The organism is Chryseobacterium defluvii (genome assembly GCF_003634775.1).
GTDB classification, from domain to species: Bacteria; Bacteroidota; Bacteroidia; order Flavobacteriales; family Weeksellaceae; genus Chryseobacterium; species Chryseobacterium defluvii.
Genome location: NZ_RBXB01000002.1, coordinates 236,954 through 258,369, shown reverse-complemented (window position 1 = coordinate 258,369; position 21,416 = coordinate 236,954). Strand labels below are relative to the sequence as shown.

Genomic DNA, 21,416 nt, shown 5'->3' with positions numbered 1-21,416 from the left:
TATGAAAACCGAGGAAACCACTTTAGATAAAATAAGAACCCGCCCGAGATTCAAGATGTTTACCGGTCTCAGCAAGGAGGAATATGCCGAAAACCTCAGAACATATCTTAATGAGCATAAAGATGAATTTTCCGGCAATATCAATAAAGAAGTCGCTACTATTTGTGTGGAAACAGAAGATGACAACTACTGGAAGCCAAGGTTATCATTAAGGATAGAAACAGAAGATGATCAGACAGCCATAAGGGGTGTGTTCGGACCAAGCTCGGCGGTATGGACGTTTTTCATGTTTCTTTACTTCTCTTTCTCGATCTTATGGATGACTTTTTTCACCATGTATTACGTTGAAAAGCAAATCAACAGCAAGGAATTCCCATGGGCCTTAAACGCTTCATTTATCATGCTTGTTTGTATAGGACTCACCTATGCTGCTGCGAGATTCGGGCAGATTAAAGCTAAAGATGAAATGCAAAAACTGAGAAAGTTTGCAGAAGAGTCCACTTTACAATTTGAAAAAAAAGATTAATTAAGGCTCAATAGCCTTTGGTGTCTGCGGCATTTGCTCAAGTACTGCTTTCGCTGCATTTATAGAATCTACAACTTTTTCTCTGTTATCCTGCTCCTGTAATATTTTTTCAATACTGGGTTCGATCATTTTCGTCATTTCCTCTACAGAAATATTATTTGCATTAGGATCATCCAATAATTTTCTCCAGGGCTTTCTTCCGCCCCATTTGTAATCCCCATATACCAAAACAGCTGTACCTTTTGCTTTTGTGGTTGCTCCGCCCGGATTCAGAACCCAGGTGTCCGCATAGCCATATAACCATTTGGCATCATTCATTAACAGTCTCAAACATGAGTGTGATGCAGGATAACCCGGAAGATCATACTGATGCCATCCGATTCCGTCAAGATTAAAAATATTAAAGTTATAAGGTAATTTCCATTCGCTGCTTACGGTAGATATGGCCAGTTTCTTTTTCCAGTTGGCGAATGTTAAGCCTGTTTTTGTCTTTGCCGATTTTTTTCCCATACTTGTCGGACCCCATTTAACCAGACTTCCGTTGGAATACACTCCATAAGCCTGAATAGGATAGGAAAAAACAACGAATTTTTTTACAGGGCTCAATACATCCAATTGCATTGGAAACGGTGAATAAGCCATCAAAGTAGTGTCTATTTTCACAGGAACCACAAGGGTGTCCGCATTCCATTTGTTTTTGGAGTCCAACCGGTTGAGCGCAAGAATTGCGTAACGCTCCTTTTCTGTGTATTGTTTGCTGAAGACCGAAAACATGGAATCCCTTAGTTTTTTATCTTTCGGAAGTATAAAAGCTCCGTAAAATCCATTATCCTTCATTTGAGCAGGAATAGATTCTTTTTGTACTACAGAATCCTTTTTGATGGAATCTTGTTTTTCTGCCGGAGATTCTATGGAAGAAGTATCTTTAAAAGTATCGCTTATTTTCTCTATTTCTTTTTTACATGAGATCAACAATAAAGCACATAAGCATGTGTATAGAAATGATTTTTTCACAAATATGTTCATAAAATAATTAGGTCATTGAGTTTCGCTTCTGAAGTACAAATATCAGACCTAAAATTGAATAATACTAATTATTCATAAAAATATCGGGAAAATACGGATAGACTAAAAAAACGTAAATAATAAAAAATAAAAAAGCCTCCTATTTGATAAGAGACTTATGCGATCCGGACGGGACTCGAACCCGCGACCTCCGCCGTGACAGGGCGGCATTCTAACCAGCTGAACTACCGGATCAATTTTTTTAAAGTAAACTGATAAAACTTATGCGATCCGGACGGGACTCGAACCCGCGACCTCCGCCGTGACAGGGCGGCATTCTAACCAACTGAACTACCGGATCAATTTTTTTAAAGTAAATTGATAAAACTTATGCGATCCGGACGGGACTCGAACCCGCGACCTCCGCCGTGACAGGGCGGCATTCTAACCAGCTGAACTACCGGATCATTTTTCTTAAAGAGCTTGTTTCTTTTTGTGATTGCAAAAATACATCTTTTTTAATTACCTGCAAATTATTTTAAAAAAAAATGCCTCCCATAGCTGGAAGGCGTTCATTATCAAAGTTATTTTTTTATAAGTGTGCGCTTAGCTTTTCAGCGATAACATCTTTTGGAGCTACCCCCACTAATTTATCTACAACTTCTCCGTTCTTAAAAATGAGAACAGTAGGAATATTTCTAATGCCATACTGCATTGAAATTTCCTGGTTGTTGTCCACATCCACTTTTCCTACTATTGCTTTCCCTTCAAAATCCGCCGCCACTTCTTCGATGATCGGACCTAAAGTTCTGCATGGTCCACACCATACCGCCCAAAAGTCTACTAATACCGGTTTATCTGATTTCAAAACCGTTTCCTGGAATGAGCTATCTGTAATTTCTAAAGCCATTTTATTTTTTATTTAATTAATTTTATATTTAATTCTACAGTTCAAAATTAAGACTTTTAAGCGATAAGCCTATCTATGTTCAGCATTTGTTTTTTCTATAACGAAATCATCTGAAATTTCTTTCAGGGCAGTTACTAAAGCATCAATATCTTCTTTAGTAGTCATATGACTGAATGATATACGTAATGGCGTACAATGATCCATTTCATCCTCAGATAAAACCATCATCATAACCATTGAAGGCTTTGAGGCTCCTGAAGAACATGCGCTTCCCTGGGAAACCGCCACTCCTTTCATATCCAGCTGAAGGCCTATCAAAGGATTTTTGTAGGGCAATAATGCACTTAAAACCGTATAGAGGCTATTTTCTTTTTCTGCACTTCTTCCATTAAATTTAATTCCCGGAATTTCTGCAGATAATCTTTCAATCGCATAATCTTTAATCCCCTGCATATGGTTGGTATAAGCTTCCATATGATGAAGAGATAACTCCAGCGCTTTTCCTAATCCTACGATACCGCTTACATTCTCTGTTCCGGCTCTCAAGCTTCTTTCCTGAGGTCCTCCGGTGATAATTCCTTTTAAACCGGTTGCTTTTCTGATGAAGGCAAACCCGACCCCTTTTGGCCCATGGAATTTATGAGCACTGCAGGAAGCAAAATCAACAGAAATATCAGAAAAATCAAGGTTCATATGAGCCATTGTTTGTACGGTATCAGAATGGAAAAGGGCGTGATGCGCTTTACATAATTCCGCAATTTTTTTGATATCAGCAATATTTCCGATTTCATTATTGGCATGCATCAGGCTCACTAAAGTTTTTTTATCTGAAGATTTTAATAATTCTTCTAATCTATTAAGATCAATATCTCCTTTTCCGTTGGGGCGGATGTAAGCCACTTCCACTCCTTTTCTGTTCTTCATATCCAAAATACTTTCAGAAACACACTTGTGTTCCAAAGGAGAACTGATGATCCTCTCTACACCAAGATGTTCTACAGAGGATTTGATAATCATATTATTTGATTCTGTTCCGCATGAAGTAAAGATAATTTCAGCGGGAGTAACGTGAAGATAATCTGCAACCTGCCTTCTTACATTTTCAATCAGGATTTTTGCTTCCTGTCCAAAGCTGTGCGTGGAGGAAGGATTTCCAAAGTTGGTTTTCATGATGCTTACCATGGCATCAATAACTTCTTCTGAAATAGGTGTTGTTGCAGCGTTATCTAAATATACTTTATTCATTTTTACTTTTACTTTTTACTTTGAATATTTTAATTCTACGGAATTGAACTGATAATCCGAAGGAACGGCAAAGATGATCCACGGTTTTGAAATCACCTGTATTTCCATACCTCCTGAAACATAGGGTGGAACTTCTACATACAATATATTATTTTTCACCGAAATACTTTTTATTTCTGCGATTCTATGGTCTCCCGATCTGAATTCTCCCATATTATATAAAATAACTTTTTTATTTTTAGGAAAATCCGGATAATCCACAGCCTGTTCTTTGCCCGCCTCTGCAATTGTAAAATTACCGCCCTGAACAGCTTTCTGAAACTCCTGTTCGTTTTTTAAAATAACAAATCCGGGACGTTCTGTTCCGCCCTGTGATTCTGACACAAGAATTTCAGCACTGGTCTGCATACTCTGAGATTTTTGAGAGGTTGGGGACGGTGTGTTTGCACAGCTCATCATGATTGCAAAACTCCAAACAAGCAATTTATTCATTGTTACATTTTTACCATCCAAAATTAGTGAAAAAATTGGTAATGACCTTCATTTGCCCATTTAAGCATATACTTGTCTCCGGAAGTGTCTCCAAAAGCAATGATCTTATCGAATTTAGAATCACTGATCTCTTCTTTTATCCTTACCAGCTTTTCTTTTCCGTTGCAGTTTTTGCCGATAAAGTTTCCGGTGAACACTCCATTTTTGAATTCGGCTTTTGTAGAAACCAACTGCATTTGCAATGCATCGGCAAAAGGTTTTGCCCAAATATCCAAGGATGCAGTAACCAATAGACTTTTTGTATTACTGCGATCCATATTATTGATAAAATCCAAAGCATTTTCACGAACGATCTTAGGATAGTTGTGCTCAAAAAACTCTTTGGATTTCTTTTCTATCTTTTCCTGAGTCTGCCCTTTAAGAATAGAACCAATGAAACTTTTTTTTACTTTTTCAGTTTCGGCAAGCTTTAATTTTAATAAAATGAAAAGCGGAACGTGTTTAATAAATTGTAATCTGAATTTGGTAGGGTCATAAAATTTAAGATACATGAACATGGTATCTTTATACGTTATAGTACCATCAAAATCAAAACAATACAATTTTTTCATTCTTTTAAAGCTTTAATTTTTTGAAAATAAATTCAGGAATATTTCTTATGATCATCATAATAACGCCCCAAACTGGTAAAACGTATGCAACATCCTTTTGTTTTTTATAAGCTTTATAAATACAGTCTGCCGCCTGTTTTGGAGTAGCCGTCAATTTTGGGTTTAATGGAAGTCCTTCTGTCATTTTTGTAGCCATAAATCCGGGCTTGATCGTCAATACATGAACTTTTTTATCAAACAGGTAATTTCTCAAACCACTTAAATACGCTGTAAAAGCCGCTTTTGCGCTTCCGTAAATAAAATTGCTCTGCCTTCCCCTGTCTCCTGCTACAGAAGATAATCCGATAATCGTTCCCGATCTCCTGCTTTCAAATTTTTGAGCAAAATAATTGATCACCGGAACGAGTTTGGAATAATTGATATCGATGATCCTGTCTGTATTTTTATTGTCATACAGCCCTTCCTCTGTCCCTTCTCCTAAATATCCTGTGGCACAAAATAAAAGGTTGGATTGGATGGTATCAAAAGCATTATAATCGATTTCTTTTAATAAATCCAGCTCAATGACTTCGGATTGCTGAAGAAATTTCACATCAATATGTCTCGCAAATCTTTCAGTAGTTTCTTTATTTGAGGTAAAAAGGTATATTTTTTCAAATTTTTCGCCTTCCTGAAGCGCTTTTTCCACAAAAGCCTGTGCTACTTCAGACGTACTTCCCAGAACTATCATTGGCTAGTTATTATTTATGATTCTTTTGTGCTGTAAGGACACAAATTTAGGATTTTGAACATTTTTAAGGTAATTGGTTAATGAAGATCGGCTCATGCTGTCTTTCGTCAGATAAATCCTTCCTCCGAATTCCTGAACAATCTCATCCAACTGATCAATCAGCCTTTTCAGTTTTGAATTCACCTTAAAATCTAACGCCAGGGTGTACCCTTCAAAAGGAAACGAATTATAAGCTTCCGGGTTGTTTTTACCAAACAGCTTTAATACAGCCAGAAAAGAACCATTTCCACTATTCGCAATAGTTTCCAGAATTTTTTTCATCCCTTCTTTTCCGGTTTCTTTTGGAATAACCATCTGATATTGGATAAATCCTGACTTTCCGTAAATTTTATTCCAATCATTAATTGCATCCAGGGGATAGAAAAAGGTTTCGTAATCAATAAAGCTTTTCACCTCTTTTTTTGCCTGCTTTTTATAATACAATAAGTTAAAGATCTTTACGGTAAGAGCATTCAGAACGAAATTAGGAAAATAGAAAGGTACCGTTGGCTGGAATTTCTTTTTCAGCCTTAACGGAGTTTTGGCCAGATGTTGTGGTAATTCGTGCTGAAAAGCATGCTCTCCTCTCATTAAAATGCTTCTTCCTATATTTTTACCTTTCTGAAGGCAGTCAATCCATGCAACGGTGTACGTCCAGCTTTCACTTTCTTCAAACAGCTTGAAAATTTCATCAAGGTTCTCGGCTTTTATACTTTCCTGACGGATGTAGGCTGTTTCTATATTTTTAAGTTTGAACTTTGCCGTCAAAATAATTCCGGTAAGCCCCATTCCGCCGATAGTCGCCCAAAATTTATCTGAATTCTCTTCCCGCGAACAAGTAATGATTTCCCCATTTTCATTCATTAATTTGAATTCTATCACATATTCTGAAAAACAGCCTTCTGCATGATGGTTTTTACCATGAACATCTGATGCAATTGCTCCCCCCACAGACACAAACTTAGTTCCCGGGGTTACATAAAGAAAATATCCCTGCGGAACCGTTACCTCCAGAACTTCTGAAAGCAATACTCCTGACTCGCATTCAATGATCCCGTTTAAACGGTCGAAACTGATAAGTTTATTGAGTTTTTTTGTAGAAAATATATGTTCTCCCAACGAAGCGTCTCCATAGCATCTTCCGTTTCCTCTTGCAATGACTTCATTATGGCTTAGTACAAATTCTTTTATTTTGCTGAAGCTGTCATCAGACTTCATTTCTTTCTCCACTATAGGATAATTGCCCCAGTTTGTAACCTTCTGTATAAAATTCGGCTTCATTTTTTAAAATAAATTTGAATTAAAAATGCAGCAACCCACAATAATAAGGTGACCTGTATATATCTGTCCCTGTAAACAATTTTTGTAGGGGATTCCGTCCTGTTATACACCAATGTCTGTTGCAGATACCTTAAGAATGCAAATACTACGAAAATAACCGTGTAAAATACCCTTTCATGAAATCTGTCCTGCACCTCCGGTGATAGCGTAAACATCAGGTAACAAACAATGGCTAATGTTACGGATATGGAGAGCGCAATATCTGCGAACTGTACATTATATCCGTCCAGTGCTCTTCTTGTTTTTCCTGAAACCTGAGCATTAATAAGCTCTCCCCTTCTTTTTCCAATCGCTAAAACCAAAGCTAAAACGAATGTCAGCAGGATAGCCCATTGAGAAATGCTGATCCCCGTAATATATCCTCCCGCCAATACTCTCAGGACAAACCCGATAGCAATAATAAAAATATCAATAATCGGAACGTGTTTTAGCTTAAATGTATAAGCAATATTCATCACAAAATAAAACAGGATGATGGTAGCAAACTTCCACAAACTCTTATGAAAATAAGCCTGGGCAAAAAACACAAGGGCAATGTCAGCTGCAATTAACCCTATTAGGATTCCTATCGCTTGTGATTTTGAAATAGCTCCGCTGGCTAAAGGTCTTCTTCTTTTTTCAGGATGTTTTTTATCCGCTTCAATATCGTTATAATCATTAAGGATATAGACTACACTGGCGGCGAGGGAAAATATGATAAAAGCAAATATACTTTTGGTAAGCAGATCCAGATTGGTAATATTGCCGGAAAAAAACAACGGGACAAAGACAAAAAGATTCTTCACCCATTGCTCTACACGCAGCAATTTCAGATATTTCTTCATTTATGTTATTTCAATTGCAAAAATAGTGATTTCAAAATTTATAGCATAAAAATACAAAAAAAACCGCCGAAGCGGTCTTTTAAGAAAATATTTATATGTTTAAATTAACTATTGACCCTGTTGGGCATCATTAATCATTTTTTCGTTAGCAGTAATCGCAAATTCCACTCTTCTGTTCTTAGCTCTTCCTTCGTCTGTGTCATTAGTAGCTACCGGCATGCCTTCTCCTTCTCCCATGGCAAACAATCTGCTTGAAGCAATACCTTTAGCCGATAAATATGCTTTTACGGAATTGGCTCTTCTTTCTGATAATTTCATGTTATAATCATCTGACCCTTTACTGTCGGTATGACCATAAATATTGATGTTGGTATCCGGATTATTGATAAGAACCTGAGCCAGTTTATCTAAGTTTGTTTTCGCTGCAGCGGTAAGATCTGATGAGTCAAAAGCGAAGTTTACAATACTTTCACTCATGGTAATTTTAATACCATCTCCTACTCTCTCTACTTCAGCTCCTGGTAAGGTTTCTTTAATTTCTTTAGCCTGCTTATCCATTTTAGAACCGATAACGTTACCGGCTACCCCACCTATAATTCCTCCTAATACAGCTCCTAAAGCAGCATTTTTACCTTTTCCGACATTATTTCCTAAGATCCCTCCAATTACTGCTCCCGAAGCCGCTCCTACTGCAGTACCTCTTTGTTGGTGATTTGAGTTCTGAACAGCCTCACAGCTTGTTAGCAACAATGCGGATGATAAGAATAATGCTCCGATATATGTTTTGTTAAATTTCATCTTATTTAATATTTATCATTAATTATTTCATTCCTGTTCTCTGAAAATTATACACTACCCTTACGGTGCTTCCATCAAAAGGAACATTCTGTTCAAGCGAAAACTGGTCTGTAGTCTGGTTGATCAGGTTTAAAGTGTATCCTGCGGTATTTTGCTTTGCTTTTGTATCCGGTGCAATTTTCTTGAACGAGAAAGTATTTCCTCCTGTTGCATCAATTTTGATCGGTTGTGTTACAGTAGGACAAGATCCACCACCGTTTAAAGTGTATGCTCCTGTATAGTTATTAGGGATTAATCTCCAGTGGCTTCCTACAAAGCACTGGGCATCTGCACCCTCATCAAAAGGTTTGATTTTATACTTTTTATCGTAATCAATGCTTACGATTTGCCAATCTCCTTTTAATTTAAGGAATTCCGCTCTCTGATTTTGTGATGTTTTTGCATTGTTAACGGAGGAACAAGACACTGCAAAAAGTGATGTTCCCAACATTCCTGCAAGTAGTAACTTTTTCATATCTGTTTATTATTTAGATATTATAAAGTTACAAAAAACCGTGCCAAAATCATAAAAAAACAGAAAAAGTCCCAAAGATTGGAACTTTTTCTGTTGTAAATTTATTATAAGTATTTATTTTATAGCTTAATGGCTTTTCCGGCAGGCTTTTTAACTTTCTTTGCAGGTTTTACAGCTTTTTTAGCACCTGAAGATGATTTTCCGTTATAAAAATTAGCATAAGCATATTCAGCAGCTTTTTTCAGATCTATAACACCCCCCGACTGAGAGAAATCTCCGAATTGGTTTTCGGTGTTCGGATTACTTGATTTTACTAAAGATTCAATTACCTGATCCGGTTTAAGAGTTGGCATATAGGATAACAGAACCGCAGCAGCACCAGCTACAACAGGAGAAGCCATTGAAGTTCCCTGAAGATATCTGTATTCGTTTTTCGGAACGGTAGAATAGATTTCTTCACCCGGAGCGAATACATTTACCATCTTTTTGTTGAAGTTAGAGAAACCAGCCCTAAGCTCATTGTTTCTGTTGGTACTTGCTCCCACCACGATAACATTGTTTACAAATGGTTTCTCATCTGTAACATTTTTAAAGTTAGTAGGATAAGCAAGATGCTCAGCCACATCTTCATTTTCGTTTCCTGCAGCTTTCACCAAAAGAACTCCTTTATCCTGAGCATATTTAAATGCATCCCAAACTACATTTTTCCCCGGAGAAACCGGTTTACCAAAGCTCATATTTAAAATTTTGGCTCCGTTATCTACTGCATATCTGATCGCATTCGCAACGTCTTTATCTCTTTCGTCACCATTTGGAACTGTTCTTACAGACATGATCTTCGCTACTCTTGAAGCAACACCGTACTGAACTTCTTTTCCTTGAGGAAGTCCGGCAATGATACCCGCAACGTGAGTTCCATGTTCTGCATCAGGTCCTTCATAGTGGTTATTCCCATAGTTTTTTTCAGAATAATCCTCATAGTTATCTCCTACGATTTCCTTTCTTGGATCGTAGTTTACATCATATTGCTTGGATTGAGGCCCGAAATGGTCAATTGCCTCTTTCATTTGCGATTTCATTTCTTTTTCAAAATCAGCAGTAGATTTCCCTTTGAATTCCGGGCTTTGAGCTACCTGATTTAAAATCTGAAGGGCAATGGCATCTTTTTGATCCGTTGATGGTTTTATAGCAGCAATATTTTCCGCTGTAACAGATTTACCGTTCAATAATTTAACCATATTAGGAATTAAATCATTGATCATGGTATAGGTCTGCATGCTTTGTTTTGCTTCGATGCTTTTCTTACCGAAAATCTCTTTGGACTTCATATACATGGCAAACTCTTCGGGCATTTTAGCCTGATTTGCTTTGTTTTTTGCAGAATCATCCCCTTCAAATACCGGCTTATATTTGGCAACCACTCGGGTTACTTCCATATTATCAACATCAACATCTCCATTTTTGCCTCCTATAAAATTCCATCCGTGAATATCATCTATGTATCCGTTTCCATCATCATCTTTTCCGTTATTCGGAACTTCATTCGGATTAGTCCATACATTTTTAATTAATCCGGGATGGTCTACCTGAACCCCACTATCTAAAACTCCTACTACAACAGTTGTAGGCTTTAATCCTTTGGATTCTAAAAATTTATATGCATTTTCCGTATTCACACCGTATACTTTTGCCGTAGCATAATCTTTATGATACCACGTCATCAAGTCTTTATTCTCTTTAGGGTCTAGGGTCTTCACTTGCGCTTCCTGAGCATATGTAAAGCTAAATCCCGCTAAAAAAACAGCAGCTAATAATACCTTTTTCATGTTAGTATAAATATTTAATATTTTTAATATAAGTCAAAGATTCCGGTCCTTTGTTACAAATTAGGTCCAAAATTGACAAATCTTTTAAAAATCCTGACTTATCCGAGAATGTTTGATAATATTCTTCCATTTCAAATTCTGAAGGAAGCTTGGCTGAGAAACGTTCTCTGAAATTGAGTTCTTCCGGATTTTTGATATATTCTTCATTCAAAGAGTATGCCTTTTCTGTTTTTAAGGTCTGCAAAATAATTTCTAATCCTTTCAGATTAAAATTGACCAGGTTCTTTTCATCAATATCAAATATTTTTCTGATTTTATCTTCATAATATTCGAAATAAGGGGAACTTTGATACGCGGTCTGAATTGATTTCCAGTGAAGTTTTCTCCAATCTTCAGATTCGGAAATTTCAATGTCCTTTAATTCTCTTTTTCCGTTGTGACTAATAGGAATAATCAATGAAAGTTTCCCGTTGGCTCCATAAATATTGGCCCTGTTTCTGTAGGTCTGTTTTGGAAAGCTTTCAAACTGTTCAAACACAATATTATTCTCAGGATTCAGAAAAACTGAAAACCATGAAATAGGTGGCAAATAAAATACCGGCAGTAATACGTTCTTCATATTCTTTATACAAAAATGAAGCATTTTTTCAAATACTTCATTTTAGTTTTAGTTTTATTTAATTATAAATCTTCTTCTGTTTTTTTCTTTCTGAACAGCTTCACAAAATACTCCCACCCAAAGAATAAGATAAGAATCATTGCAGCGATCCACCAGTAAGAAGTTTTGTTCGCCTCTCCTGTATTGGTTGCTTTGAACATTCTTTCCCAGCGTACTTTAAACGGAGCCTGATAAGAAGAGCTTGCATCTGAGAATGCTCCCTGTAAACTCATCCATGTAAACATTGGTTTACCCACGATATTCTCTTCTGGAACGAAACCAAAGAATCTTGCATCCAATGAAGCATCTCTGTTGTCTCCTACCATCATATAATAATCCTGCTGGATTGTATATTGGCTAGCTTCTTTCCCGTTAATGAAAATTTTCCCGTTCTTATTTTCCAAGCTGTTGTGTTCATATTCTGAAATGATCCACTGATACATTGGAAGTGTTTCTTTATTAATAGCTACTACATCCCCTTTTTTAGGAATTCTTACAGGACCATACCAATCCTGGTTCCAAGGTTTGTTGATCGGGAAAATAGATTGAGTAGTGTCAATACTTTTTGTATAGGCTGTTTTATCAGCGTTTAATTTATATGAAATGGTTGCAGAATCTTTCGGATAGATGTTTTCTTCCATTGAGATCACATTCGGTAAGGCTTTAATTTCTGCTGCCGTTTTATCTGTTAATCCTTGGAAAATATATTCAAACCCTTTATCGTTTTGCATTTCTCTTACCGGTAAGAATCCGTAAGTATTATACAGTGACGGAATATCTAATTGCTCTCCCGCATTTACCGTATAAGCATGCTGAACTTCCTGATCGCCAAGAACCGTTTCAGGTTTTCCATTCACGAAAAGTTTTCCGCCCCTCATTTCAAAGGTGTCTCCGGCTACCGCTACACATCTTTTTACATAAGGATCTTTTCTGTCGATGGCCGTATGCACGGAATCCTGAGGATAGTTGAACACTACCACATCATTTTTCTGAGGCTTATTGAATTGTAATATTCTTGTGTATGGCAGCTTTACCCCCTCCACATAAGATTTAGGATCATTTTTAGGGTTTCCATCTTTTTGGCTATCATAAATTGTACCCTGTAAGAATGGGATTGCTACCGGTCTCATTGGTAATCTGTATCCATAGCTCCATTTGTTTACGAAAAGGAAGTCTCCTACTAATAATGTTCTTTCCATGGATCCGGTAGGAATTCCGAAAGGCTGTGTTACAAAAACGTGGATAATGGTTGCAAAAACTACAGCAAAAGTAATAGATCCGATAAAAGTATCTTTCTTTTTAGCATTTTTCTCTTCGTCTGTTAAAAATAACTCATTCGCATTTTCATCTTCAAGCTCCACATCTTTGGAATAGTTTACCGTTGCCATATATATGAAAGGAAGAATCACTGTGAGAAGCTGGTGCTGGAAAAGGCTTTTCCCGAATTTTTTCATTAAATAAATATGGAAAACAGACATCATAATAGGTCCTACAATGGGTAGATAGGATAAAATAGCCCACCATTTCGGATGCTTCGTTTCTTTTAAAATAATGAAGTAATTATAGAAAGGTATAAATGCGAATAACGGACTATAGCCCATTTTTTTGAACAGCTTCCATGTTGAAATCCCCATTAATATGGAGAGAATGAGAACATATACTGTATAAGTTAAAAAGTAATTCATAAATTTTCGTGCCTATTCTGTTAATTTGTGTTGAGCAACTTATTATTAGTTAATGATTATGAAGTTTTGTTACAGATCACAGTCCCAAAACGTCTTTCATGGTAAAGTTTCCTTTTTTATCTTTAATCCATTCTGCAGCCACTACAGCTCCCAATGCAAAACCGCTTCTGTTGAAAGCTGTATGCTTGATCTCAATTTCGTCTACCTCACTTCTGTAGAATACACTGTGGGTTCCAGGAACCTCATCTTCACGGATCGCAAAAATCCCTAATTGATTTCCTTGTGTATCGTCCAATTTCCAGGCATCAAATTTCGGATTGTGTTTAAAGATACCTTCTGCCAAAGAAATAGCGGTTCCACTCGGAGCATCTAATTTGTGGATGTGATGAATTTCTTCTAACTGACAGGAATATTCATCTACATTTTTCATCAGATCAGCCAATTTTTCATTTAAAGCAAAAAACAAGTTGACACCTAGACTGAAATTAGAGCCGTATAGGAAGGCCGTTTCGTTTTCAAGAGCCATTTTCTCAATTTCCTGTTTCTTTTCCAGCCATCCTGTAGTTCCGCAGATCACGGGAATTTTATTTTCCAGAGATGCTTTTATGTTGTTGAATGCCACTTCCGGCAATGAAAATTCAATAACGACGTCTGCATTATTAAGGTTTTCAGCAGTTGGGGTCTCTTTCAGGCGGGCCACCACGTCATGGCCTCTTTTGGTTGCAATTTCATCAATGATCTTGCCCATTTTACCATATCCAACTAATGCTATTTTCATATTTTTTTATTTAACCATACGTTTTGTTGAGTTTTCATCGCAAAGAAATTAAAATGCTATATGTTTTTAACTCTCAAAGGCATTCATTTAGCAAAGTATTATCAATTAAAACGTACTTACTATTTATTAAAATCTATAACTTAAACTCAAACCTGTTTTCGGAGGTGCCATACCATACTGATCCTGAATTACTGCAGGGCTGAAAGACAGGTCGGGGTCGTGGCGGCTTTCATAGAGGTGGGCATCCACTACTGCGTCTACAATATTCAGAATGTATATGAGAGCTGTAAAAGCTATGGCATAATCTCTTTGTCTTTTTGCTCTGTCCTGTGCATTTCCTAAAGCCACTTTATCCAGCCAAGGGTGAGTATCTACAAATTCATTGGGGGTACCATTCAATTTGGCAATATAGTATTCTCTGTATTTTCTGTATTGTTTATCATTCCAGACTGCAATTCCTGCACCTGCACCTACCGCACCCCAAACGATTGGGATTTTCCAGTATTTTTTATTATAAAACTGTCCTAATCCCGGAAGAACCGCAGAATATAACCCGGCTTTTGTGGGATTTAACTTAAGGGTTTGTTTTGTAGGTCCGTTGGCGTTTTCAAGATCTGCAATAACCTGGGATTCGGATTTGGCAGGTTTTGCCGCAGAGATACTGTCTTTCGGATGATATTCCACCCGAATGGTATCATTTGGATTTACCTGTGAATATGCCGTCACAAACAGGCATAAGAAAAATGTGAAAAGTATTTTTTTCATTTATTTAATATGGGATAAAATATATTCCAGCTCGTCTTCATTTTTGAAGTCCAGAACAATTTTACCTTTTTTACCATTTCCGGAGGTTTTGATCTCCACTTTTACATCTAAAATATCAGAAATTGTCTTCTGCGCTTTTTTATAGTTGTTTGACAATTCCGGCTTTACTTTTTTAGCAGCGGGAGATTTCGGGTTTTTAAGAATAGCGGAAGCCTGTTCGGTTTGGCGAACATTCAATTGTTCTTTGATGATTTTGTCAAACAAAATTTGCTGTAATTCTTCATTTTCCAAACTGATAATGGCTCTACCGTGTCCCGCAGAAATTTCCCCGCTTCGGATTGCATTCTGAATATCGGGACTTAATCTCAATAATCTGATGGAATTGGTAATCGTACTTCTATCTTTCCCTACCCTCTGGCTCAGATTTTCCTGGGTCATCCCGATCTCATCCAAAAGTCTTTGATATGTCAATGCAATTTCAATAGAATCAAGGTCTTCCCTCTGGATATTCTCCACAAGAGCCATTTCCAACAGTTCCTGATCGTTGACTAAACGGATGTATGCAGGAATAGAAGTAAGACCGGCCAATTTGCTGGCTCTGTAACGTCTTTCTCCTGATATGATTTCAAACTTTTCGCCATCTTTTCTTAAGGTAATCGGTTGGATTACTCCTAAGTTTTTGATGGACTGCGCAAGTTCATTTAATGCTTTTTCGTCAAAATAAGTTCTTGGCTGGGTGGGATTCGGATAGATATCTTCTATAGACACTTCTACAATATTCCCTACAAATTTATCTGCGCCTTCATCGGTAGCAGAATTGATTGTCGCCTTGGATTCAGCACTTAAAATAGCACCCAAACCACGTCCCATAGCTCTTTTTTTGTCCTTCATATTATACTTCAAGCTTTAAGCTTATGGCTTTAAGCTAATTTTAATTCTTTACTAATTTTTCGTTTTTCAGCAGTACTTCTTCTGCCAATTGAATATACTGGATAGCTCCTTTGCTTTCGGCATCGTAATTCAGGATACTTTCCCCGAAACTCGGTGCTTCACTCAATCTCACATTTCTGCTGATGATGGTTTCAAAAACCATTTCAGGGAAGTGTGCATTTACTTCTTCCACTACCTGGTTAGACAGTCGTAATCTGCTGTCATACATCGTAAGAAGCAATCCTTCAATATCTAAATCCTTATTATGGATCTTCTGTACGTTTTTAATGGTATTCAAAAGTTTTCCTAATCCTTCCAATGCGAAATATTCACACTGGATCGGGATAATTACCGAATCTGCCGCGGTAAGTGCATTGACGGTAATCAGACCTAAACTCGGTGCACAATCGATAATGATGAAGTCATAATCATCTCTCACACTCTGTAAGGCTTGCTTAAGCATATATTCCCTGTCGTCTTTATCTACCAGCTCTATTTCTGCCGCTACCAAGTCTATGTGTGATGCAACGATATCCAAATTAGGTGTACTCGTTTTCTGGATACAGCTTTTTGTATCTACGCTATGCTCCAATAAATTATATGTGGAATACTGTACTTCCTCAACTCCCAGGCCGGATGTTGCATTGGCCTGCGGATCCGCATCAATAATTAATATTCTTTTTTCCAATACCCCTAATGCTGCAGCCAGATTTACAGCTGTTGTTGTTTTTCCAACTCCTCCCTTTTGATTAGCGATACCTATGATTTTTGCCATTATTAGAACTTTAAGCTTCAAAAATACACTTTTTTTCTTTGCTCTTCGTGAATGCTGAAACCTAAATTGAGTTAAAATATTGTTAATAAGGATTTTATACATTAAAAAAATTATCCACAAAAAATAGCTCTTTGTGGATAACTGTTCAAGATTTGTATTTACTATTATTATTCGAATTTCATGGAAATCGGAAATTTGAAATAACTTCTTACGGCTTCTCCTTTTTTATTTTTTCCGGGAACCCATTTTCCTTTTACAGACTTAATGGTTCTTATGGCTTCATTATTGAAATCTGCATCTCCTCCATTGGCTTTGATTCCGGAAATAGTTCCGTCGGTTTCCACAATGAAGGTAATGGTTGTTTTCATCAAATCTCCGCTTCCTTCAAAACCGGATCCGTCAAAATTACTGATGACTTTATTTCTAAATGAATTGATTCCCCCTACAAAGTCGGCTTCTTTACTCAATTCTCCAGCATCGGCAATTTTATTGGGATCTGTTTTCTCTACAGGTGGTTGAGGCTTTACTTCAGGCACAATAGGTCCAATTCCTGTATTTGAAGTTGTAGGAACATAAGTATCTGATGGATTTGGTTCAGGCTTAAAATTATCAACCAATCCGGGCTTAGCCGTTTCTGGGATATCTTTTATGGGTTCATCCGGAGCATTGCTTGAAGGTGTAGGAACAGCACTATTAAATGTTTGTTGTTCCGGAGCGGTCGGCTGAACAGGTTGTACCGGCGGTGTTTCTGGAACATCAGGAACAACAGGATCAACAAATTCAATAACTACTCCTCCTGGGCCTTCTGTTGGCACATCATTTTTAAATGTAGAGATCAACATTGGAGTAATTGAAATCGCAGCCAATAAACCAACACCTACAAAGAGTGCTTTCGTTAGTAGTCTGTCTGATTCATTTCTTAATACATAGGCACCGTATTCCTTGTTACGATGCTCAAAAAGGATTTCATTCAAGCGAAATTCCTGGTTGTGTTGTAGGTGTTTCATCACTAGTAAAATATTTAAACTGTTAATACTTGTGATTATTAGTTTTTCAATTCTTATTAATAAGTATTATATCGATATCAAAACATTTGCCAAAATTTTACCAAAACAATAACATTTTATAAAATTTTATACATGTATGTTAAATTTAACTATGTATATAATAACAACCTATTAACAATAAGACCATTACAATTTTCACATATCAACAATAAACATTAATAATTAACAAAAAATCAACATAAAATTAAAAACAGTAAAAACCACACCCCCAAAATCGGAAAAATACTGAGATATTTTTTCCGGACCCGGAATACATTTGTACCATACAAAACAAACAAAAAAGGGTAAGCTGAAAACCTAACAGAGTAAGCACTATTTAAAAACTGATAATTATGCCAACTTTAACACAAGAAGCAAAATCAAACTCACTGATGAGTATGCTATTAAAGCAAGTTTATGACACTGTAACTAACGGAGGAAATCCTGATTCTTTGGGACCAGATGATTTCATCGCCTTTGACCCGGTAGGGATTACTCTTTCTGAAGATACTTTCGATTATGCACTTAACGGGCTTTTCGGAGATGCTCCATCACCAAAACCAATGCTTGACGGGACAGGAAAACCGATCCTTGATGCCAACGGAAATCCTAAAGTAGATATGGAAGCGTATCAAAATGCTTTATCTAACAGCAAATTCAGAAAATATCTTCAAATGGAGCAATTTGCTGCCATGGTAGATGTCGTTCCCTCTCAGCTTCCCCCTCTTACACCAGACGGAAACGGAAGATCAATGACTATCATGAGTGTTATGAATGATTCTCAGAAAAGAGTTTCTAAAGTATATGAGGATCTTTTACAATGGTCGGTAGTTGTAGACACCCAGTTTGATGAAAAGGTTGAAAAGAAATTAGACTCTTTAAGAGATAAATTATTCAAAATTAAAAAACTAAAAAATCCTGATTTTGATGAAAACGCACCTATCGATGATATGAACAAGCCGGAAATCTTCCACACTTTCGTATCTCCAACGTACGCAAAATACATCGAATATCAAATGAAATATTACGATGTGGTAGATGCTAACAACGAAATCAGAACGGCTGCCGATAATGGGGACGCAGAAGCTATGGCTAAACTTTCCATCGACGGTAAAAACATGAAAAAACGTGAAGATGCAGCCTTAAAAGCATGGCAATCTTTAGGGTATAAAGAAGCAGTGGAAAGAATCCAGAATTATCTGAGTGAAATTGAAGAGAAACACATGCTTGTCATCAAGAAAAGAATCCAGTCTGAGTTCAGAAACAGCCAGAGAACAAGAGTTCTGGATTACACCAACTACTCTCCTTCTATCCCGGTTGCAGCGAATGCATTAAAAGAATCTAAAGGATGGCCTACTATTACCATTACCGAAGGTGAATCTAATTATGACTATTCAAAAACGGTTCATAACTGGAGTGCTGCAGGAGGATTCAGCATGGGAATTTTCTCTATAGGAGCTAAAGGTGGAGGAAAACACGAGAAAACCAAAGTAAACACAGATTACACTAATATGAAAATCTCTTTCAAATTAGGAAAAGTAAGAGTGGAAAGAGGTTGGTTCAATCAACAATTCGTAGAATCCAAATACTGGAAATTACATGAGCAATCTCCACAAGCATTAAACGGAGATATGATCAGCGATGGTAAAGGTAAAGGATTGATGCCTTCTATCATTACGGAATTAATCATTGCTAAAGATGTTTCTTTAGATTTCACCAACAACAGTACAGCATTCACGGATGTTAAAAACTCAGTAAGCTCAGGAGCAGCGGTGGGAATCGGACCTTTCGTATTCGGAGGCAGCTACAGCTATGACAACCAGGATGTAAAATCCAATGCCAAATGGAATGGTAAAAAGTTAACTTCAGATGGGATCTACATCATCGGTTACAAATGCCACGTAGTTCCAAAATCTCCAAACCCAAATCCGGAGATCAAGAAGTGGACAGACGGAAAATCATAATATCTTCTCTATAAATGAGTAACCGGCAGGAGTTTTTCCTGTCGGTTATTTCCAAAAACCAATACCCAAAACTAATAGCCATGAAATATTTTATTGCCGTTTACCAGAAGCTGAAAAACATATATATGTCTCAAAGTTCCATGGAAAACGATTTACCGATGATCTGCCCGTCTTTGAGAATCTATGAGAATGAAGAGCTTGAATTATTGAAACCTCAAAGCCTGCTTAATGATGAACAGAAAAAAGCTCTTTCCATCATTAAAAAACAGAATATGGCTTATGAGCTTAACTCTGTTCCTATTTCTCCCAACTTCTGGGATCTCAACCCTAATAATTCCCTATTCGATATCTACAGGGATATTCTTGAAAAAAACAACCTGAAAAATATTGAAGAACACCTGGATAAAGTATTAGAAACAAAAAGCACCATTCTTTTTGATGCTAAAAACAATGATACGAAGGAGTTTAAAGCCTATAAAAAGTATCGGACCAACCATGAAACAGCAGTCAATAATATTACTTCCCATTTGGAATTATTTGACGGGCTGGATACGGATGAAGAAAAAAACAACTGGAATGATCAGCTGATCCACCTCAACAATATAAAAGAACTTGCCTTTTCCGAATGGAAAGTAAAAGGCAATAAAGATATAATCGAAAAAGAGCTTGCCAAGATCAATAAAGCAACGGAAGCTGATCTGTATATAGCCATGGCTCAAAATGCCAGAAACACTTTTGAAGCGGCAGAAAAAACGGATGTTATCAACCAGGCATCCATACATGATATCAATTTTATCCCTTATGATTTTATGGAAAACGAATCGGGATGGAACAGCATGCGGATTGAAAAATCGGAACTGGACGGTTTACATTCTGAAGCTAAAAATGCTACTGAAAACCTGCCTTCGGAAATCATGTCTATTGATTATGATGAAAGTATGATCGAGGCAGTGGAACTTGAGTATTCCTTTGTTCATTTAAAAAGAAGCTGGTTCAATAAAAACTTTATGCTGTCTTCCGTATTTGAGTGGAATGAGCCTAAAAAGATATCAGACGGACAGACGATTTCCAATGATTTTAAACTTCCTGCATTTCCCAAAACCATGATCCTGATGAAAAACCTTAAGATCATTTTGAATCCGGCCATCAATAGTGAAGCGGTAAGCAATCCGAATCAACTGGTGTATTTTGGCCCGCTGGTGATGAAACAGCAGGTTTTTGTGAACAAAAACAATAATCAAAAATTTTTAAAAGCCATTACGAATGTAAAGACCATAAAGTCTGATCAGCTTAATTATATGGCCAAGAAAACAGCTGCCGTTGAAACGGTAAAAATGGCCCCGGCCAATGACATCTCTGTAAAACCAGCCGCTGAACCGGCACCTGAAGCTATGAAAGCCGCGGCCAGCACTGCTTTTGCCAACAAAATCAATCTTGGTGGAATGATGGGCGGAATCAAGATTCCAGGAACCCATGGAGCAAGTCCGGTACAACCAACACCAAAACCCGTGACACCTTCCCCAACTCCAATTAAAGTTCCTTGGGGAACGTGGGGACCAAAGTATCCGACAACCCCTATCCCAACTACTCCGCCACCTCCACCACCTACAGGAGCCAATGTGCAGTTCAAGGTTCTTGATAAAATGAATAACGAGCCTATTTATAAATGTGCACTTTCGATCAAAGGAACCAATAACAACCGGATTTTTGAGATCGAATCCAATGAGGTGGGAATCATCAACCAGTTTATTCCTATCGGTGATTACAGTATTGAGCTCAGAATTGATGATTATGCTGTGCTGCAACAGAATTTCAGTGTTACGAATGCCAATCCATTGACTCTGGAATATAAGCTTCAAAGAGAGGAAGTGAAATTCAAATCCTTCTTCCTGATCGGCATGATCTGCGAAAGAATGCCTAAAATACCTATGAACTCATAACCCCTTAAAAACTA

General features: G+C 37.1%; 21 protein-coding genes and 3 tRNA genes. 3 read left to right on the top strand and 21 right to left on the bottom strand.

The features are described 5' to 3' along the window. Position 1: 1 nt before the first annotated feature. Positions 2-526, top strand: a complete 525-nt coding sequence (locus BCF58_RS08005; protein WP_121461286.1) for a hypothetical protein — start codon at positions 2-4, stop codon at positions 524-526. On the opposite strand, the gene BCF58_RS08000 is transcribed toward BCF58_RS08005, so the two are convergent. From BCF58_RS08000 to BCF58_RS07900, 21 genes are all read right to left on the bottom strand, one after another. After that, complete coding sequence (locus BCF58_RS08000) at positions 527-1,540, bottom strand: L,D-transpeptidase (protein WP_228434758.1); 1,014 nt, start codon at positions 1,538-1,540, stop codon at positions 527-529. A 172-nt stretch (positions 1,541-1,712) separates the two neighbouring features. Further along, a tRNA-Asp gene (locus BCF58_RS07995) sits at positions 1,713-1,786 on the bottom strand. 32 nt (positions 1,787-1,818) lie between these two features. Further along, positions 1,819-1,892: transfer RNA gene (locus BCF58_RS07990), tRNA-Asp, on the bottom strand. Between the two features lie 32 nt (positions 1,893-1,924). Further along, a tRNA-Asp gene (locus tag BCF58_RS07985) sits at positions 1,925-1,998 on the bottom strand. Positions 1,999-2,123: 125 nt separating this feature from the next. Continuing rightward, positions 2,124-2,441, bottom strand: a complete 318-nt coding sequence (trxA, locus tag BCF58_RS07980; protein WP_121461284.1) for a thioredoxin — start codon at positions 2,439-2,441, stop codon at positions 2,124-2,126. Between the two features lie 69 nt (positions 2,442-2,510). Further along, complete coding sequence (locus tag BCF58_RS07975) at positions 2,511-3,686, bottom strand: cysteine desulfurase family protein (RefSeq protein ID WP_121461283.1); 1,176 nt, start codon at positions 3,684-3,686, stop codon at positions 2,511-2,513. Positions 3,687-3,701: 15 nt separating this feature from the next. Then, the gene (locus BCF58_RS07970) at positions 3,702-4,178 is read right to left on the bottom strand and encodes a hypothetical protein (RefSeq protein WP_121461282.1); all 477 of its coding nucleotides are present in this window, start codon (positions 4,176-4,178) and stop codon (positions 3,702-3,704) included. Between the two features lie 23 nt (positions 4,179-4,201). After that, positions 4,202-4,789, bottom strand: coding sequence for an HAD family hydrolase (locus tag BCF58_RS07965; RefSeq protein ID WP_121461281.1), 588 nt, complete (start codon positions 4,787-4,789; stop codon positions 4,202-4,204). A 4-nt stretch (positions 4,790-4,793) separates the two neighbouring features. After that, complete coding sequence (locus tag BCF58_RS07960; protein WP_121461280.1) at positions 4,794-5,519, bottom strand: SDR family NAD(P)-dependent oxidoreductase; 726 nt, start codon at positions 5,517-5,519, stop codon at positions 4,794-4,796. Positions 5,520-5,522: 3 nt separating this feature from the next. Continuing rightward, positions 5,523-6,839, bottom strand: coding sequence for an FAD-binding oxidoreductase (locus BCF58_RS07955; protein ID WP_121461279.1), 1,317 nt, complete (start codon positions 6,837-6,839; stop codon positions 5,523-5,525). Next, a complete protein-coding gene (locus tag BCF58_RS07950; RefSeq protein ID WP_121461278.1) occupies positions 6,836-7,723 on the bottom strand; it encodes a decaprenyl-phosphate phosphoribosyltransferase in 888 nt (295 codons plus the stop codon). The genes BCF58_RS07955 and BCF58_RS07950 overlap by 4 nt, the downstream gene beginning before the upstream one ends. A gap of 108 nt (positions 7,724-7,831) precedes the next feature. Further along, positions 7,832-8,521 (bottom strand): OmpA family protein, encoded by a 690-nt coding sequence (locus BCF58_RS07945; protein WP_121461277.1) that lies wholly within the window; start codon positions 8,519-8,521, stop codon positions 7,832-7,834. 22 nt (positions 8,522-8,543) lie between these two features. Then, entirely contained in the window at positions 8,544-9,035 is a 492-nt protein-coding gene (locus BCF58_RS07940) for a lipocalin family protein (protein WP_121461276.1), read from the bottom strand. A 119-nt stretch (positions 9,036-9,154) separates the two neighbouring features. Beyond that, entirely contained in the window at positions 9,155-10,861 is a 1,707-nt protein-coding gene (locus tag BCF58_RS07935) for a S8 family serine peptidase (RefSeq protein ID WP_121461275.1), read from the bottom strand. A gap of 1 nt (position 10,862) precedes the next feature. Further along, complete coding sequence (locus tag BCF58_RS07930; protein ID WP_121461274.1) at positions 10,863-11,480, bottom strand: WbqC family protein; 618 nt, start codon at positions 11,478-11,480, stop codon at positions 10,863-10,865. Between the two features lie 62 nt (positions 11,481-11,542). Continuing rightward, the gene (gene lepB, locus BCF58_RS07925) at positions 11,543-13,204 is read right to left on the bottom strand and encodes a signal peptidase I (protein WP_121461273.1); all 1,662 of its coding nucleotides are present in this window, start codon (positions 13,202-13,204) and stop codon (positions 11,543-11,545) included. Between the two features lie 76 nt (positions 13,205-13,280). Beyond that, positions 13,281-13,982 carry a 4-hydroxy-tetrahydrodipicolinate reductase gene (gene dapB / locus BCF58_RS07920; RefSeq protein WP_121461272.1) on the bottom strand — a complete coding sequence of 234 codons (702 nt, stop codon included), beginning with the start codon at positions 13,980-13,982 and terminating at the stop codon, positions 13,281-13,283. A 126-nt stretch (positions 13,983-14,108) separates the two neighbouring features. Beyond that, positions 14,109-14,747, bottom strand: a complete 639-nt coding sequence (locus BCF58_RS07915; RefSeq protein WP_121461271.1) for a DUF5683 domain-containing protein — start codon at positions 14,745-14,747, stop codon at positions 14,109-14,111. Further along, entirely contained in the window at positions 14,748-15,638 is an 891-nt protein-coding gene (locus BCF58_RS07910) for a ParB/RepB/Spo0J family partition protein (RefSeq protein WP_121461270.1), read from the bottom strand. Positions 15,639-15,678: 40 nt separating this feature from the next. Further along, a complete protein-coding gene (locus BCF58_RS07905) occupies positions 15,679-16,452 on the bottom strand; it encodes a ParA family protein (protein ID WP_121461999.1) in 774 nt (257 codons plus the stop codon). A 167-nt stretch (positions 16,453-16,619) separates the two neighbouring features. Continuing rightward, the gene (locus BCF58_RS07900) at positions 16,620-17,459 is read right to left on the bottom strand and encodes an energy transducer TonB (RefSeq protein ID WP_121461269.1); all 840 of its coding nucleotides are present in this window, start codon (positions 17,457-17,459) and stop codon (positions 16,620-16,622) included. Between the two features lie 392 nt (positions 17,460-17,851). Here BCF58_RS07900 and BCF58_RS07895 point away from each other — a divergent pair, with 392 nt between their 5' ends. Continuing rightward, entirely contained in the window at positions 17,852-19,462 is a 1,611-nt protein-coding gene (locus tag BCF58_RS07895) for a hypothetical protein (protein WP_121461268.1), read from the top strand. A gap of 80 nt (positions 19,463-19,542) precedes the next feature. Then, positions 19,543-21,402, top strand: coding sequence for a hypothetical protein (locus BCF58_RS07890; RefSeq protein ID WP_121461267.1), 1,860 nt, complete (start codon positions 19,543-19,545; stop codon positions 21,400-21,402). The last annotated feature ends 14 nt before the right edge of the window (positions 21,403-21,416 follow it).